Source organism: Mesorhizobium sp. B2-2-3 (assembly GCF_006442405.1).
Lineage (GTDB): Bacteria > Pseudomonadota > Alphaproteobacteria > Rhizobiales > Rhizobiaceae > Mesorhizobium.
Genome location: NZ_VFWC01000009.1, coordinates 309,482 through 327,467 on the forward strand (window position 1 = coordinate 309,482; position 17,986 = coordinate 327,467).

5 protein-coding genes are annotated in these 17,986 nt (G+C 64.5%); 3 read left to right on the top strand and 2 right to left on the bottom strand.

The genetic code is table 11. From position 1 onward, the window contains the following. Positions 1-242: 242 nt before the first annotated feature. Positions 243-6,296 (bottom strand): translocation/assembly module TamB domain-containing protein, encoded by a 6,054-nt coding sequence (locus FJ951_RS19050; protein ID WP_140516686.1) that lies wholly within the window; start codon positions 6,294-6,296, stop codon positions 243-245. A 2-nt stretch (positions 6,297-6,298) separates the two neighbouring features. Continuing rightward, complete coding sequence (locus FJ951_RS19055) at positions 6,299-8,224, bottom strand: autotransporter assembly complex family protein (RefSeq protein WP_140516688.1); 1,926 nt, start codon at positions 8,222-8,224, stop codon at positions 6,299-6,301. Between the two features lie 273 nt (positions 8,225-8,497). On the opposite strand from FJ951_RS19055, the gene FJ951_RS19060 reads away from it, so the two are divergent. From FJ951_RS19060 to FJ951_RS19080, 3 genes are all read left to right on the top strand, one after another. Further along, entirely contained in the window at positions 8,498-13,996 is a 5,499-nt protein-coding gene (locus tag FJ951_RS19060; protein WP_140516690.1) for an alpha-2-macroglobulin family protein, read from the top strand. Between the two features lie 212 nt (positions 13,997-14,208). Then, positions 14,209-16,302: a penicillin-binding protein 1C gene (gene pbpC / locus FJ951_RS19070; protein ID WP_140516692.1), complete on the top strand. Its 2,094-nt coding sequence runs from the start codon at positions 14,209-14,211 to the stop codon at positions 16,300-16,302. A gap of 557 nt (positions 16,303-16,859) precedes the next feature. Further along, positions 16,860-17,885, top strand: coding sequence for a sulfate ABC transporter substrate-binding protein (locus FJ951_RS19080; RefSeq protein WP_140516694.1), 1,026 nt, complete (start codon positions 16,860-16,862; stop codon positions 17,883-17,885). Positions 17,886-17,986 lie beyond the last annotated feature (101 nt).

Sequence of the window (17,986 nt, forward strand, 5' to 3'; positions counted from 1 at the left end):
TTTCCGCCGATTAACATTCCGCATCCAGGCCATGATGTCAAAGACGGCATGGTTGGGAACATATTGACGAATGTGCAACTTTGGAGGGGGAGCGGTTCGCGTGATAGCGACAGTCTTGGCGCAAAATTGCTAGTGCGCGACGGATTTCCACTAAATCTCTTCAGGCGATTAAACTGAGACATTGGCGCGGTTTGCGACAGGACCAGCCCTCGCCAGGATGAGGGCCAGCCCAAGTCTCCGCTTCAATATTCCTTCTCGTAGAAGATGCCGCCCTTGGCTTCGCCGGCGTCCGTCGCCTCGCCGCGCAGTTTGACGCCACGTCCCACGTTGAGGTCGATCGTGGCCTTGCCCGAGCCCGGCTTGTCGCCTTTCTGGATCGTCACATAGGTGCGGTCGTTGAGGTACTTGCCGGCAGAAACCGCCGTGCCGCCCTTTTCGTCGGTGGTGACATCGAGATCGTCGACGCCGATCGCGCTGCGCAGGTTTTCCAGCAGCGACGTCGAGCCGCCGACACCGGCGAGTTGCCCGGCGGCTTCGGCCAGTTGCGCGATCTGCAGCGGCGACAGGTTCGACATGGACCGCCCGAAGATCAGTTGCGCCAGCACCTCGTCCTCGGGCAGCGCCGGCACCGAGGTGAAGGTGAATTTCGGATTGGTCGCCTCGCCCGACACCACGATGGTGACGGTGGTGCTGCTCGTGGTCGTTGTCGCGGTCAGGTTGAGATAGGGCACCAGCGAGCCGGAAAAGCCGACCGTGCCCTCGGTGAAGGTCAGCCGCTTGCCGAGAATCGACAGCCGCCCCCGTTGCAGCGTGAAAGTGCCGACCGCTTGCGGCGATGAGGCCGGACCGGTCAGCCTGAGCGAGCCGCCGAGTTCGGCGTCCACGCCCCTGCCCTGGATGAAGATCTGGTTCGGCGCGTTGACGGTGACATCCAGCACAAGGCCGCTGCCACCCGTGTTGCCGCTGGTCGTGGCCGGGCGCAATGCCTTGTCCTGCGCCCTCACCGCGCCGGGCGCGTTCTTGTGCTTGACATCGAGCGCCGAAAGCGAACCTGGCAATTTGTCCGGAACGGTGATCACGGTCTTGGCAAGGTTGACGGTGCCGGCAATCACCGGCGCCGACGTCAGCGGTCCTTTGATCGTCAGGTCGCCGCCAAGATTGGCGGTGACCACCCGCCCATCGGTGTAGCGGCCGTCGGTGAGCTTGATCGACAGATCGGCCGGGAACCCCTGCGCCGGATTGATACCGACCGTGCCGCTGGCCGACAGGCTGCCGCGCGTCGACAGCGTCCCGGTCAGCCGGTTGATCCTGGCGACGCCATTGCCGATGGAAATTTCGGCTGCGATGTCGTTGACCGCAAGCCCGGAACGCGCGTCGAGCAGGCGGGCGCCCGACGTGCTGATGCTGCCGCCGATGACCGGCGATGTCGCGGGGCCGCGTACCTGCACATTGACACTCGCGGTCCCCGTCAGCGACAGGCCTTGCGCGGCGAGCTTCTGACTGAGGATTCCGAACGGCACGGCGCCATTGAAGTCGAGCGCGAGCGCCGGCGTGCCTGATGTCGTCACCGTGCCGCCGCCCTTGAGACCAAGGCCGGCCCCATCGCTGACATTGGCGTTGAAGGTCAGCTTGTTGCCGGCAAAGGTGCCGGAGGAAGAGACACTCACCGCACCGACCCCCGCGCCGCGGGTCTGGGAGGTCTGGACGCCGGCAGCATCGAGGTTGAACGCCGCACTGGGGCTGGCTGGTGCCCCGGTGACCTTCACCGTGCCCGAAATCGAACCGGCGGCATCGAGACCCCGCGAAAAACTGTTGGCAAGCGAGATCGGCACCCGCGCCAGCGCCGCGTTGATGTCGAGCGCCTGCCCGATCTTGCCGGTCACCGTCGCCGTGCCGCCGCCCAGGTTGAGCACCAGCCTGTCCAGCGTCGTCGTGCCATTGGCGATGGTGACGGTCGAAGCCTGCGCGATGGCAGCCTTTATGCCTTGGACGGTCGCCTCGCCGGAAGCAAGCTCTATGGTCGTCGTGCCGTTGGCCGCCTTCACGCGGCCCGCGGCCTTCGCCGGAATTCCTTTCACCGTCGCGCCGCCGGAAAAGCCGGTCCAGTCGCCGTCACGCTTCAGGTCGACATCGATGCCGCTGATCACCGTGCCGCCCGACGTGACGGTGTCGGCATGGATTTTTCCGGAGATGACCGGAGCGGCGAGGTAATTGGCGATCAATGCGTCGATCGACACGGCCTTCGCCTGAAGATCGCCGCGCGTGACCGAGGCGGTCGTAGCCTTGATGGCGACCTGCGGTGCGGCACCGTTCTTCGAGAACGCAATCGTGCCGCGCACATCGCCTTCCGCTTTTTCCAGCGCCAATGCGGCAAGCGGTCCTATATCGGGCAGGTCGAGAGAGATCGTGCCTTCGGGTATGAACTTGTCGTCCAGCGCCAGGTCGCCGGAAATCCTGTTTTGGCCCAGCGACAAAAGCAGGCCATTGATGGCGCTCTTGCCGTCCGCGGTCGCCAGCACCGCACTGCCTTGCAAGGGTTGGCCCGCGACATTGCCTGTCAGCTGCACATTGGCCGCCGGCTTGGCCGCGTCGGCTTTGCCGGTGGCGGTTAGTCTGAGCCCGGTGATCTCGCGCGACGCCACCGAAAGCTTGTCGCTGTCGACGGTCAGCGACAGATCTGGCGCGGTCGCCGGGCCCTGCGCATTCAGCGCAAAGGCGATGGCGCCTTTGGCATCCTTCGACAGCAGCGAAACATCGCCCAGCACGCCCTTGATGTCGGCGGCCAGCGTATTGTCGGCAAGGCTCGCCTGCCCCTGTGCGGTCAGCGCGCCGGAGGCCAGCATCAATCCGCCTATGGCGATATTACCGTTGGGCTCGCGCTTCAGCGTGGCGCTCAACTGCGCCCGTTCGCCAAGCATGCCGCGTGCTGCGGCCGGCAGGGCCGACGATGGAGCATCCGCCTTCAGCTTGAGGTCGATGGCGCCGTCACGCAGCGACACCAGGCCGGCGACCTGGCTGTTGAGCGCGTCGCTTTTGAGCGAGCCGCTGTCGATGGCGACAGCGTCGGCTGACAGGCGCCCGCTGAGCGCGGCCGTGACCTTGCCGGCGATCAGCGGCGCGATGGTGGGATTGTCGAGCCCAACCCTATCCACCGAAACTGTGCCCGAAACCGGCCCGGCGCGGTTCTTCAGATCGAACGCATCCGAGTGCAATGCCAGGCTCAGTCCGTCCACCTTCGCCGGTCTCGTCGCGATCGAGGGCAGGATCGCGGACATATCCAATCGGGCCCGCGTGCTCTCGCCCGCCACCTTTGCCGACAGCGACCGGACCTCGATCTTGATGGGACTCTCGGCGCTTCCGACCGTGAGCGGCAGACTTGGACCGGATGAGACGAGGTCAAGGGCGAAATCGCTGGCGCCGTTCGGATTGATCGTGCCGGCGGCTTGACCGGAAACCTTGTCACCGGAGAGCGTCGCGTGGTCGAGGACGACGCCGCCGGCCATGGTGTAGCTGCCGGCCGCGTCGACTGCGAGCTGCCCAAGCCCGGTCTGACGGGTTTGGCTTGTTTCGACATCGGCCAGTTGCACATTGAACCGGACGTCCGGAGCCGACGGCGAGCCCGTTACCTCAGCGCTGCCATCAAGCGTTCCAGCGGCATCGAGGCCGGGCGAAAAGCCGTCGGCAAGGGCAGCCGGCAAGGCGGAGACCTTTGCCGCGAGATCGAGCGTCTGGCCGGCTGTACCGGACAGCGCCACCGAGCCGCCGCCGACATCGAGCGCCAATTTTTCGATGCTGGTGGCGCCGTCGGCGATACTGAGCGTCGACGGCTCGGCAATTGCCGCCTTGATGCCGCGAATCGTAGCCTCGCCCGAGGCGATCTCGACGCTGGTGACGCCATCGGCGATCTTCAGGCGCCCCGCCGCCTTCGCTGGAATGCCGGATACCGTGGCGCCGCCGGCAAAATTCGTCCAGTCTCCGTCGCGCTTCAGATCGACGATGATGCCGCCGACTTGGGTGGTCCCTGACGTCACAGCATCGGCCTTGATCGAGCCTGAAATCGCCGGCGCCTTGAGATAGTTGGCAATCAGGGCATTGACGGCGATTGTGCTGGCCGTCACCTCGCCGCGCGCAATCGACGTGCTCTTCGCGTCAATGGCAACGGAGGGCGCGTCGCCACTCTTGGCAAAGCGGATGGTGCCGTTGATGTCGCCGGTCACCGCCTGGCCGGCCAGCGCCGCAAGCTGATCGATTGCAGGCGCAGAAAGAATGAGCGTGCCCAGCGGCATGAACTTGTCATCCAGTGCCAGATCGCCCGACACCTTGTTGTCACCCAGCGACACCGCAAAGCCATTGATCGAGCGCTTGCCTTCGCTCGTCACCAGCGCCGCCTTGATGTCGAGCGGCTGGTCGTTGACGGCGCCTGTCAGCGAGACATTGGCGGAAGGGTTAGCAATGTCGGCCTTGCCGCTCGCGGTCAGCTTGATCGCCTTCACCGTGCGGCCCGAGGCCGTCAGGCTATCGCTGTCGGCGGAAACCGTGAAATCCGGCGCGGTCATGGCGCCGCTTGCCGACAGGGCGAAATCGACACCGCCCTCGACCGGGACGCCGACCGTCGGCGACAGCACCGAAACATCACCCAGCCGGCCTTTGATATCGGCCAGGATGTCGGTACCTTGCATGCTGGCGGTACCGCTGGCGCTGAGCGAACCGGACGTGAGTTCGATCGAGTTGGCGGCGAACGAGCCCTGCGGATCGCGCGACGCTGTGGCCGAGAACTTCACCCGCCCGCCGAGCACCGAGGCGATCTGCTGCGGGAAGGCGGTCGCCACGGCATCGGCATTCATCTTGAGCTGCATCGACAGGTCGGCGAGCGCCACGGTCGCCGTCAGCGAGGCATTGAGCGCATCGGACCGGAGCGTGCCCTGATCGATGACAATGGCGTCCTTGCTGAGGGAACCAGCCAGGCCGACATCGACCTTGCCAGTGACCAGCGGCGCCAGCGTCGCGACGTCGGTTTTCAGGGCACCGGCCCCAAGCTTGACGGTAACCGGCCCGGTGCGGTTCTGGATGTCGAAACCGTCGGAGTGTATCTGCGCCGCCAGGTCGTCTAGCCGCGTGCCGCCGACGACGATCGAAACGAAGGAGGCGCCGATATCGACGACCGGCGCCTTGCCGTCGCCGAACGCCCGGGCGGTGGCATTCTTGATCGCCAGCGTGATCGGCTGCGCCTTGCTGCCGACGCTAACCACCACGGGTGGCCCCTTGGCGGCGAGTTCGACCGAAAGATCGCTGGCTCCGGCGGGATCGACGATACCGGTCGCGGTGCCGTGCACGGCATCACTGTCGATGTTGGCCCGGTCGACACTGATCCCGCCCGCCGTCGTGGCGGTGCCCGCCATATCGAAGCTGGTCTTACCGGCAAACAATGGTTTCAGGTTCTCCGGCAGGAAGCGGGCGAAATCGCCGTCGCCCTTGGCTTCGAGATAGTTACCCTTGTCGGTGAGCTGATGGCGGCCGGTGAGCTGGGTTACGATCCGATGATCGACAAGGAAGGTACCGACGCCACTCCAGTTGGCCAGCGGGCCGGTGCCCGAGACGACGATGTCGACCGGCGGCGTATCCGGCAGATTGAGCAGATTGGCGATGATGCCGCCGGCCGGTTCCGACGCCTTGAGGTTGAGGTCGAGCTTGTTGTCCGCTGGCGCGAAATGGATCTGCGCGTCGACATTGCCCTGTTTGCCGTCATGGCGGGTAATGTTGAGCACCGTCTCGACCGACAGCGGTGCGGCGTCGGCCTTCACCGAGGCCTTGGCGGCGAGTTCGGCGATGCCGCTGCCGGCCAGTTGTTGGCCAAGCGCGACTTCCGGCAAGTCGATCTGCTTGATATCAATGGAAACCGGCAGCGTCGTCGCGCCGCCTTGCGCCGGCTGCTGCGTGCCGGCCACCGGCAGACGCGCAAGTTCGATGCGCTCCGCCGCGATGCGGTCGGCGCTGAAGTTTTTGGACAACAGTGCCAGCGGCGACCAGTCGATGGCCACCTTGCGCGCCACCAGCCAGGCGCCCTCGCGGTCCTCCAGCACGACATGGTCGACACTGAGCGCGCCCGACCAGATACCGTCGATGCCGCTGACGGTGACCTTACGCTCGTCGCTCGAGGCCAGGCGCGAAATGATGCCGGCGAGATTGTCGCGTCCACGCTCGGTCTTGGTCAGCACGAAAAGCGCGCCGATGGCGCCTGCTACCACGATCAGCAGCGTGTAGAGAAAAATGCGAAGGATGCGCCAGACCGTCTTCATGTTCAAAACGCTTGGCCAATGCCGGCATAGATGCCGAAATGAGGGTCGCCTGGGTCGCGGTTGAGCGGCACGGCGGCGTCGATACGCAGCGGCCCGAATGGCGTCACATAGCGCAAGCCGACGCCGGCGCCCACCTTGACGTCGGAAAAATCGGGGAACGACTTGGTCGATACCGTGCCGGCATCGACGAACGGCACGATGCCGATCGTGTCGGTGATGGCGATACGCATTTCAACCGAGGTCTCGAAGAAGGACAGGCCGCCGATCGGCTGGCCGGTGAAATCCTTGGGGCCGATGCCCTGATAGGCATAGCCGCGCACCGAGCCGCCGCCGCCGGAATAGAAACGCCGGTCGGCAGGCACGTTCTGCAGGCTGGTGCCGACGATCGAGCCAAGTGCGACACGTTCCGCCAGCACGAATTTCGAAGCGGTATCCAGCGACTGATAGGCCGATCCCTCGCCCTTCAGCTTGAGGAAGGCGGCACCGCTCAATATGTCGTAGCTCGGCTCGGCATAGGCCAGCAACCTGAAACCCTTGGTCGGGTTCAGCCTGACGTCCCTGTTGTCATAGACATATTGCAGCGGGATGCTGGCGATCAGGTATTTATGTTTGCCAAAGGAATCGTGGATGCGTGAATAGTCGAGCGCGACCTCGGCCGACACGGTTTGGTTCTTGGTCAGTTCATAGGACAGGCCGGTGTTGCCCTTGACCGAGAAATGGTCGTAGGCGTCGGGATGTTCGAGCACGGTCTTGATGCCGGCGAAGAATTTAGATGCCGGCCCGATCACGCCGGGTTTCTCGAACATGATGCCGGCATTGTAGTTCAATTCGGACAGGTCATTGCTGCCGATGCCGCTGATGGCTCCGTCGATGCGCAGCTTCTCGGCCCGGCCGAACAGGTTGCGATGGCCCCAATACCCCTCCAGCCCCAGCCCTTCCGTATTCGAGAAGGTGCCGCCCAGCCCGAAATAACGCGGCTTGCGCTCGCTGACCTGGACACCGATCGGAATGTTGCCCTCGGCATCGAGCTTGTCGGCCTCCTTGAAAGTCACGCTGTTGAAGACCTCGAGCGCCAGCAGCCTGTCGCGCGCATCGTCGATCTCCTGAGGCGAGTATTGCCGGCCACGTTTCAGCCCGGTCATGTATTCGGTGAAGTCGCGGTCGACCTTCTCGGTGCCTTCCACCGTGGTCGCGCCATAGCCGGCGACTGGCCCGGCAGCAACCGTCAGCGTCACGTCGAGGGTCGACGTGTCATGGTCGGCGACGATGTGCCTGCTGGTCACCTCGGCCAGCGGCCTGCCCTGCTCCTTCAGCGTGCGCACGATCAGCGCCTCGGCCTTGAGCACCGCGCCAGACCCAGCGTCGCCGCCTGATATCAGGCCGTAATCGGCGCTCATCAGTCCAGCGGCGTCACCCTCCAGCCGGATATCGCCGAGGGTGAATTTGGGACCCGCGGCGATGTTGACGGCCACGGGAATGGGCTGCGGACCCTTGAATTCGGCGTCCGGCGGCAATTCGTCCAGCGGCTTGCCCTCGATGGTGATGGTGACGACGCCTTCGTAGCGGGCATCGGCGTAGAGCGCCGCCACAAGCTGTTCTCGATCGCTACGCGCCTTGGCCATCAGACCGAGCGAGCCGGAGACGGGATGGTCTTCGTCGCTCTTCAGCGCCGAGGCGTTTTCGAGCTTTTTTACCAGGTCCTTGTCGGCGTCGGGCGCGGAGATGGTCACGGCGTAGCGCATCGGATCGACGATGTCGGCATTCTCGTCGCTCGATGAGCCCCACAGCTTGATGCCGAAGATTTCGAAGGCGGCCGCCGGTCCCAGTCCGGCGATCAGGGAGCAGCAGATCACGGCCAGAAGCAGCGCGCGCGAAAGCACGCGCTTTGGCTCGGTACCCCCTGACATCTGCCTTTCATACGCCGGCATTAAGACAACCTACTTTACAAACCTAAAATTGGAATGAAGTTCTGAAGCGCTCGTAAAGGGGCCACAATCCAATTGTCTGAAATAGGACGGGCTTGGAATTCACACCTTTTGCGTTGCCGCAAGAATGCGTGATCCCCTGTCCTATGGAGGTACTACCGGCTGTTGGCCGGAAAGGAAACCGTTGGCAGGCGGAACCCTGCCGCGTCCTCATGTTGACAAGCCTGAGTGAAGCTTGAACATGCCCGGACGTCTGCAAATTGTCTGGAGGGTGTTATGGCAATGCGCGCGGCTCGTCGTCTGTCTTTCCTGATCCTTCTCTTCTTCGCCTGGGCCAATGTCTTGGCCTGGGGTAACGTCGCGCAAGCGGCCGAAGCACGGCGAGTCGCAACGACCGACAATTCCGACTATTTCGGTTTCGACCTCCGGTCCGACCAGAACGTCACGCTCGATCAATGCAAGACCACCTGCCTGGGCGATCCCGCCTGCCGCGCCTTCACCTATAACACCAAGGCCAAATGGTGCTTCCTCAAATCCGATTATAACCAGTTGAAGCCCTTCAACGGCGCGGTCGCGGGCAAGGTCGTCAATATCGACGGCGACCCCGACATCGGCGCGCCGCCGGAACTCGCCTTCTTCCCCAACTGGATGGCTGACCAGGCCCAGCAATACCGTAACCGGCTGCTCGGCCCGACCTATGACAGGCCGACCGAGGGCATGGCCGCGCTGACCACGGCGGCCGAGCAGGCGGTGCTCACCGGCGATCATCGCACTGCCGTGCAGAAATACGAGGCCGCGGTCTCTGTCATGCCCGACGATGGCCAGCTCTGGCTCAACCTGGCGCGCGAAACGCTTGCCGTGCAGCCGGCGGCCAACACATCCGAGGCCTCCACCTTGCCGGCAAACGGTACGTCGGCCGCCTTCAATGCCTACAAGCTCCTGCGTACAGCCAGGACGCGGGCGGAGACGCTGGCGCTCATCGGCTCCGGCCTCGACAAGCGCGACCTCTATCGCCCCGCCCTGCAGGCCTATGAAGCCAGCCTTGCCCTGGTACCTTCGCCTGCGGTCCAGGCCGACTATTCTGATCTCAAGGCTCGCAAGGGTTTCCGCGTCATCGACCACACCGTCGATGCCGACACCAGCGCCCCGCGCATCTGCGCCCAATTCTCCGAGGAATTGGTCAAGACCGGCGTCGATTACGCACAATTCGTCACCGTCGACAACCAGCCGCCCAAAGGCGTTGAAGCCAAGGACAAGCAGATTTGCGTCGAAGGACTGGAACACGGCCAGCATTATGACGTGACCTTCCGCGCCGGCCTGCCGGCCGCCATCGGCGAAGTGACCGCCGCGCCCGTCGTGCTGTCGATCTATGTGCAGGACCGTGCGCCTTCGGCCCGCTTCACCGGCGACAGCTTCGTGCTGCCGGCCGGCGCGCGCCGCGGCATCCCCGTCGTCACTGTCAACATGAACGCCGCCGAGATGAAGCTCTATCGCATCGGCGACCGCTCGCTGGCCCAGCTTCTGTCCGGCTACCAGTTCCTGCATCAGCTCGACAGCTACGACATCTCAAACATTTCCGAGCAGATGGGCGAGCCGGTCTGGGAAGGCCAGCTCGACATCGCCAACGACCTGAACAAGGAGGTCACCACCTCCTTCCCGGTCGACGAGGCGCTGCCGCGGCGCAAGCCCGGCGTCTATGTGCTGACTGCCCGGGCTGTCAGCGAGAAGAGCGACGACTACAACTCGATGGCCACGCAATGGTTCGTCGTTTCCGACATCGGCCTCTCGACCTATACCGGTCAGGACGGGCTCAATGTCTATGCCCGTTCGCTGGGCAGCGCCAAGCCGATAGCGGGCGCCGAACTGACGCTGGTTGCCCGCAACAACGAGATCCTCGGCACCGCGACTTCGGATGCCGATGGTCATGCCGTGTTCAATCCCGGCCTAACACGCGGCGACGGCGGCATGGTGCCGGCCGTGCTGATGGCCAGGCAGGGCGATAACGACTTTGTCTTCCTCGACATGGCCCGCGCCGGTTTCGACCTGTCCGACCGCGGCGTCACTGGACGCGCAGCGCCGGGCGCGCTCGATGTCTACGCCTGGACCGAGCGCGGCATCTACCGCGCCGGCGAGGAGGTGCATGTTGCGGCTCTTGCCCGTGACGGCGCCGCCAAGGCGGTCGAGAACCTGCCGCTGACCTTCATCTTCTCGCGCCCGGACGGCGTCGAGGATCGCCGCATCGTCAGCGATGGCGCGTCAGCCGGCGGGCACGCCGTCGATCTGCCGCTCCAGCCAAACGCCATGCGCGGCACCTGGTCGGTATCGATCTATACCGATCCCAAGCAACCGGCCGTCGCCAGCCAGATGTTCCTGGTCGAGGATTTCGTGCCGGACCGCATCGAATTCGACATGAAGGCCGACAAGCAGGAGATCGCGCAGGGCGAAACCGCCAACATCACCGTCGACGGCCGCTTTCTCTATGGCGCACCGGCTGCTGGCCTCGCGCTCGAAGGCGAACTGACCCTGTCGACCGCGCGTGACTGGGACCGCTTCAACGGCTATTCCTTTGGCCTTGCCGACGAGCAGTCGTCGGAACCGACCGTCACCCCGTTCACCGATCTTCCGGTGGTCGGCGAGGATGGTAAGGCGACCTTCCCGGTCTCCGTCGAGCAACTGCCGTCGACCACGAAGCTCATCGACGCCAAGGTGACGGTCCGTATGCGTGAGACCGGCGGCCGCGCAATCGAGCGCTCGCTTAATATCGGCATCCGCCCGCAAGGCCACATGATCGGCATCCGGCCGGACTTTGCCGATGATGAAGTGCCGCAGGGCGGCACGGCGAAATTCAGCCTGATCGCCGTCGACCCCGACGGCCAGCGCGAGGCGCTGAAAGGTGCGCAATGGTCGCTGGTCAAGGTCGAGCGCAATTACCAGTGGTACCGCTCCAACAACTCATGGAATTACGAACCCGTCACCTTCACCAAATCGATCGCCAATGGCCAGGTCGACCTTGGCGCCGACGGCGAGGCGACAGTGTCGATCCCGGTCGACTGGGGCCGCTACCGGCTCGAGGTCGAGACGGCGGATCCGGAAGGACCCGCGACCAGCTATGAGTTCGATGGCGGCTGGTATGTCTCCTCCACCACCACCGAAACGCCTGATGGTCTCGAGATCGCGCTCGACAAGGGCAATTATGCCGCCGGCGAAGTGGCCAGGCTCAAGGTCTCGCCGCATTTTGCCGGCGAACTTCTGGTCAACATCGGTTCCGACAAGCTGTTGAAGACCGTCACGGCGTCGGTGCCGGCCGGCGGCGGCACGGTCGACATCCCGGTCGGCGACGACTGGGGCGCCGGCGCCTATGTCACGGCAACCCTGTTCCGGCCTGGCGACGCGCAGGAAAGCCGCATGCCGGCCCGCGCCATCGGCGTGAAATGGCTGAAGGTCGATCCGGGCTCGAAGAAGCTCGCCGTCACCCTTACCCCGCCGGACAAGACCATGCCGCGCCAGCAGCTGTCGATCCCGGTCGCGGTCGCCGGCGTAGAGCCCGGCAGCAACGCCTATGTCACTGTCGCCGCCGTCGATGTCGGCATCCTCAACCTGACCAACTACAAGGCGCCGGATCCTGAGAATTGGTTTTTCGGCCAGCGCATGCTGGGCATGGAAATCCGTGATCTCTACGGCCGCCTGATCGACGGCTCTCTCGGTACTATGGGCAAGCTCAGGACCGGCGGCGACGGCGCCAACATGCAGGCGCAGGGCAGTCCGCCGACCGAAAAGCTGGTCGCCTTCTTCTCCGGCCCGGTGCAGCTCGATGCCGACGGCAAGGCACGCGTCGACTTCGATATTCCGCAGTTCAACGGCACGGTTCGCGTCATGGCCGTCGCCTGGACCAAGGAAGCGGTCGGCCACGCCCAGTCGGACGTGATCGTGCGCGATCCGGTGGTGATCACCGCCGGCCTGCCGCGCTTCCTGGCGCCCGGCGACGCCGCCGTCATGCGGCTCGACATTGCGGACACCGACGGTCCGGCCGGCGACTATGCGCTGTCGATCGACACGACGGGGGACCTCTCGACGGGCGACAAGCCCCTGCCCCAGAAACTGACGCTGGCGCAGGGCAAGCGCCAGACCCTGACCGTGCCGCTGATCGCACAGACGGCAGGCAATGCCTCGCTCACCATCAAGCTAGCGCACGCCGACGGCACCAAGGTCGAGCAGACGCTCTACGTGCCGGTCCGTCCGGCACAACTGCCGGTCACCACCCGCATGGTGGTCGACCTCAAGGGCGATGGCGGCGCGCTGCGCGTCGACAAGGAGCTTTTGGCGGCAAGCCTGCTCGACGGCGCTTCGGTCAGTGTCGGCGTTTCGCAGGCGGCGGCCTTCGATGTGCCTTCGCTCCTGATGACGCTCGACCGCTATCCCTATGGCTGCGCCGAGCAGACCACCAGCCGGGCGATGCCCCTGCTCTATGTCAACGAAATGGCCTCGGGCGTCGGCATGGAGAGCGATCCCGAGCTGCGTGGCCGCATCCAGGACGCGATCTACAAGGTGCTGAGCTACCAGGCTTCGGGCGGCAGCTTCGGCCTGTGGGGCCCGGGCTCCGGCGATCTGTGGCTCGACGCCTATGTCACCGACTTCCTGACCAGGGCGCGCGAGCAGAAATACGACGTGCCGGCGCTCGCCATGAACCAGGCACTGGGCAATCTTCAGAACTCGCTTGGGTACGATCAGGACGTCCAGGACCGCGGCAGCGAGATCGCCTACGCGCTCTATGTGCTCGCCCGCAACAAGAAGGCCTCGATCGGCGATCTGCGCTATTACGCGGACACCCAGCTCGAGGCCTTCACCAGCCCGATGGCTGTCGCCCAGCTGGCGGCGAGCCTGGCGCTCTATGGCGACGCCCAGCGTTCGGAAGCGACCTTCCAGACGGCGCTGCGGCTCGCCAAGTCGAGCACGGACTATGACTATTATCGGTCGGACTATGGCTCGGCGCTGCGGGACGGCGCCGCGATGCTGGCGCTGGCGGCGGAATCAAAACCGGCGCCGACGATCGTGCCGGAATTGATCAAGCTGGTGACCAAACAACGCGCCGAGGTCCGCTGGACCAGCACCCAGGATGAATCCTGGATGCTGCTGGCGGCCCGGGCACTGAAGGAAGGCAATGATTCGATCACGCTTTCCGTCAATGGCGCGCCGCATTCCGGCGGCTATTCCAGCCAGGTCAACGGCAGCGATCTGGCCGACAGCCCGCTCACCATCGCCAACACCGGCAAGACCCCGCTGCAGGCCGTCGTCACCACCGTGGCGTCGCCGGTACAGCCCTTGCCGGCGGGAGGTGACGGCTTCACTATCGAGCGCACCTACTACAAGCTCGACGGCACCGAAGCCAATGTGACGGAGGCAACCCAGAACGAACGCTATGTCGTCGTGCTCAAGGTCAACGAACAGAACAACTGGCCTTCGCGCCTTTTGATTACCGACCTTTTGCCGGCCGGCTTCGAGATCGACAATCCCGGCCTGGTCTCCAGCGCGCAATTGTCGAACTTCTCCTGGCTGGCGCAGACCGACGCCGCGCATCTGGAATTCCGCGACGACCGTTTCGTCGCCGCCTTCAACCCCAGCGACGGCGACCACGACCACAATCTGACGCTCGCCTATGTCGTGCGCGCCGTGACGCCGGGCATCTACGCCCATCCGGCCGCAACGGTGGAGGATATGTACCGGCCGCAATATTCGGCCCGTACCGCCACCGGCATGATGGAGGTCAAGGCGCCGTAAGGTGTCGAGGCGGACATGAACGTGAAGTTTGCGCTGCCCCTCATTGCCCTGCCGGCACCTTCTCCCCGTTTAGTGACGGGGAGAAAGGGGCCTGCACCAAGGCTTTCGCCAATTTTCAACGTTACAGAAAAGGCGCCGACGATTGCGACAGCTCCCTTCTCCCCGCCACTATGCGGGGAGAAGGTGCCGGCAGGCGGATGAGGGGCAGCGCCATGCCCTCAAGAAAATTCCTGCGCCGCGCGGCTATCGCTAGCACCTCCTTGGTGGCTGTTATTGCTGTTTCCGCCGCTACCCTGTGGCAGCTCGACCGCGCCTTCCCGCCTCCGCTTCCTGAAAAGCTTACCGTCTCGACGGAAGTCCAGGACCGCGACGGCCAGCTGTTGCGCGCCTTCGCCACGCCTGACGGCTATTGGCGGCTCGAAACCCGCCTCGACCAGGTCGACAAGCAGTTCGTCGACATGTTGGTCACCTATGAGGACAAGCGCTTCTGGAACCATGAAGGCGTCGATGTGCTGGCGCTTGCCCGCGCCGCCGGCCAGTTCGCCACCAGTGGCCACATCGTGTCCGGCGGCTCGACGCTGTCGATGCAACTCGCCCGCCTGATCGAGCCGCGCGACAGCCGCAGCCTCGGCTCCAAGCTCAAGCAGATGCTGCGCGCCATCCAGATCGAGCGGCGGCTGTCCAAGCACGAGATCCTCGAACGCTATCTGACGCTGGCGCCCTATGGCGGCAATCTCGAAGGCGTGCGCGCCGCTTCGCTCGCCTATTTCGGTAAGGAGCCGAAGCGGCTCACCGTCTCGGAAGCCGCGCTTCTCGTCGCCCTGCCGCAGCTGCCGGAGAAGCGCCGGCCCGACCGCAACCTCGCGATCGCGCACGCCGCCCGCGACCGCGTGCTGTCCCGCATGGCCTCGGCTGGCCTGCTTGGCGAACGCGAGGCCGCGCGCGCCGCGCTCGACGATGTGTCTGGCCTGCGCCGTAGCTTGCCGGCGCTCGCCGCGCACGCCGCCTATGCGATGCTGCCCAAGGCGGTTCCCGGCCAGCCGCTCAAGCTGACGATCCGCAAGAGCGTCCAGGAAGGGCTGGAACAGGTAGCGCGCGACGCCGCCGCCAAGCTTGGGGCGCGTCTCTCCGTCGCCATGGTGCTGGCCGATTCCCGCACCGGCGATATTCTGGGCGAAGTCGGCTCGGCCAATTTCTTCGACGCCAGCCGCTCCGGCTGGATCGACATGACCAAGGTCGTGCGTTCGCCGGGCTCGACGCTGAAGCCATTCATCTACGGTCTTGCCTTCGAACAGGGACTGGTGGCGCAGGAAATGCTGATCGAGGACAGCCCGGCCGATTTCGGCGGCTACCGGCCGAAGAATTTCGATATGGGCTATCAGGGCGACGTCAGCATCCGCGAGGCGCTGCAACTGTCGCTCAACGTGCCGGCGATCCGCGTGCTCGACGCGGTCGGTCCCGCGCGGCTGACGGCCCGATTCCGCCAGGCTGGGGTAAACCCGATCCTGCCGGTCAACGAGGCGCCGGGCCTGGCCATCGGCCTTGGCGGCGTTGGGATTACGCTGCGCGATCTCGTCCAGCTCTATACAGGGCTCGCCAATGGCGGCAAGACGCACACGCTGCATGATGGCACCGAGCCGGCCGATGCCGAGCGCACCACCGCGACCATCCTCGATGACCAGGCGAGCTGGCAAATCATGGACATTCTGTCGGGCGTCAAGCCGCCCGAGGGTGCATTGCAGCGCGGCATCGCCTACAAGACCGGCACCTCCTATGGCTACCGCGATGCCTGGTCGGTCGGCTTCGACGGCCGTTACGTGCTGGGCGTCTGGGTCGGCCGGGCCGATGCAGGCGCGGTGCCTGGCCTGTCCGGCTATGTGTCGGCAGCCCCAATTCTGTTCGAGGGCTTTGTCCGCTCGGGTCTCGCCACCGTGCCGCTGCCGGGAAAGCCCCCCGGCGCCTTCACTCCTCGACGTAACGACCTGCCTGTGACGCTTGCCCGCTTCGGCGCCGGGTCCGACGGCCTGGTTCAGGCCTCGACCCCCACAGAGCCCGCGCCGACCATTATCTTTCCGCCCGACGGCGCCCGCGTCGATCTCGCCACCAACTCGGCCGACGCCTCGCCGCTGGTACTGAAGCTGCAAGGCGGGCGCGCGCCGTTCCGCTGGCTGGCCAACGGCAAGCCGCTGACCGGCATCGACCGCCGGCGCACCGCGACATGGCAACCGGACGGCACCGGCTACTCGACCTTGACCGTAATCGATGCGGCGGGACGCGCGGCAAGTGTGAAGGTGTTTGTTGAATAAGATTGCGCAAGCGATTCAGGGATTGCGCTTCTTCGCCTGAGGTACGGCGCCTCGCGACAATACTCGCGACGCCAGTTCCTTTACCCACAATCTCCTCCCAGCCCGCGCCGACGCCCTGCCCGCCGACTTCGTCCGCGTTGCCGGCCCCTCGATCCGCCAGGATATCCGTTACGCCGGAACGGACAATTTTCCTGTACCGCAAGCGAAGCGACGGCAAACCGCAAGCTGCTGCTCGGCGCGATGCACTCGGCCGGATTCAAGAACTATGCACGCGAATGGCGGCACCTTCACGCTGAACCACGATCCCTCCGCCAAGCAGCGCTTCGATTTCCCAGTCCAGCCGGATAGCGTGCCGACCAAATGCCACAGCCTTGCTTCGGCCCCGCTTGTTCCTAGATAGGTCGATGGGGATTCGCCAGCGGACGTTTGAGGAAAATGTTTCTCCGCACCGCGAAATCAGGTCCAAGATTTTCTCCAAAACAACAAAAAAGGCAACATTTAATGCATCTAAATTCTACCAATTCGGTAGATTTGACGCGGGTTCAACGGAGGCAGAAATGACCAAACCTCGTTTCAGGAGACTGCTCGGCGCACTGGTCGCCACGTCTGTCCAGTTCGGCACGCTCGGTTTCGCGTTCGCCGATACCACCATTCTCAACGTGTCGTACGATCCGACACGCGAGCTCTACAAGGCCTATGACGAGGCCTTCGCCGCTCACTGGAAAGCCGAGACAGGGGAAACGGTCACCATCCAGCAGTCGCACGGTGGATCGGGCGCACAGGCCCGGGCCGTGATCGACGGCCTCGACGCCGACGTGGTGACGCTGGCGCTCGAAGGCGATATCAACGCCATCGTCTCCAAGTCGAAAAAGATCAATCCGGACTGGCGCACGAAATTCGAGAACAATTCGGCACCCTACACCTCGACCATCATCTTCCTCGTCCGCAAAGGAAACCCCAAGGGCATCCACGACTGGAACGACCTGGTCAAGGACGGCGTCCAGGTGATTACGCCCAACCCGAAGACATCGGGCGGCGCACGCTGGAACTATCTCGCCGCCTGGGCTTATGCCAACGCCAATGACGGTGGCGACGAGGCCAAGACGAAGGAGTTCGTCGGCAAGCTCTATGCCAACGCTCCGGTGCTCGATACCGGTGCGCGCGGCTCGACGGTGACCTTCGCGCAAAAGGGCCTGGGCGACGTGCTGATTGCCTGGGAAAACGAGGCCTATCTAGCGCTCGACGAGTTCGGTGCCGAAAATTTCGATATCGTCTATCCACCGACCTCGATCCTGGCCGAGCCGCCGGTCGCTTTGGTCGACGCCAATGTCGATGCCAAGGGCACGCGCAAGGTCGCCGAAGCCTATCTGGGCTGGCTCTATTCCAAGGAAGCGCAGACGATCATCGCCAAGAACCACTATCGTCCGGCCAAGCCCGATCTGGTGCCGGCAGAGGACCTGGCCAAGCTACCGCCGATCAAGCTGGTCACCATCGACGACCCACAATTCGGCGGCTGGAAGAAAGCACAGCCTTACCATTTCGGCGATGGTGGTATATTCGACCAGATCTACAAGCCCCAGTAAGCAGTCGATATTCAGGACGATATGATCACAGCACCCGCTCGGGCGGGTTGGCGGTTTCGACAGCCGAGCGTCATTCCGGGTTTCGGATTGACGCTCGGCTT

Coding starts and splice junctions, on each gene's coding strand:
- FJ951_RS19060 (WP_140516690.1), top strand. CDS start 8,498: ATGGCAATGCGCGCGGCTCGTCGTCTGTCTTTCCTGATCCTTCTCTTC.
- FJ951_RS19080 (WP_140516694.1), top strand. CDS start 16,860: ATGACCAAACCTCGTTTCAGGAGACTGCTCGGCGCACTGGTCGCCACG.
- pbpC (WP_140516692.1), top strand. CDS start 14,209: ATGCCCTCAAGAAAATTCCTGCGCCGCGCGGCTATCGCTAGCACCTCC.
- FJ951_RS19055 (WP_140516688.1), bottom strand. CDS start 8,224: ATGCCGGCGTATGAAAGGCAGATGTCAGGGGGTACCGAGCCAAAGCGC.
- FJ951_RS19050 (WP_140516686.1), bottom strand. CDS start 6,296: ATGAAGACGGTCTGGCGCATCCTTCGCATTTTTCTCTACACGCTGCTG.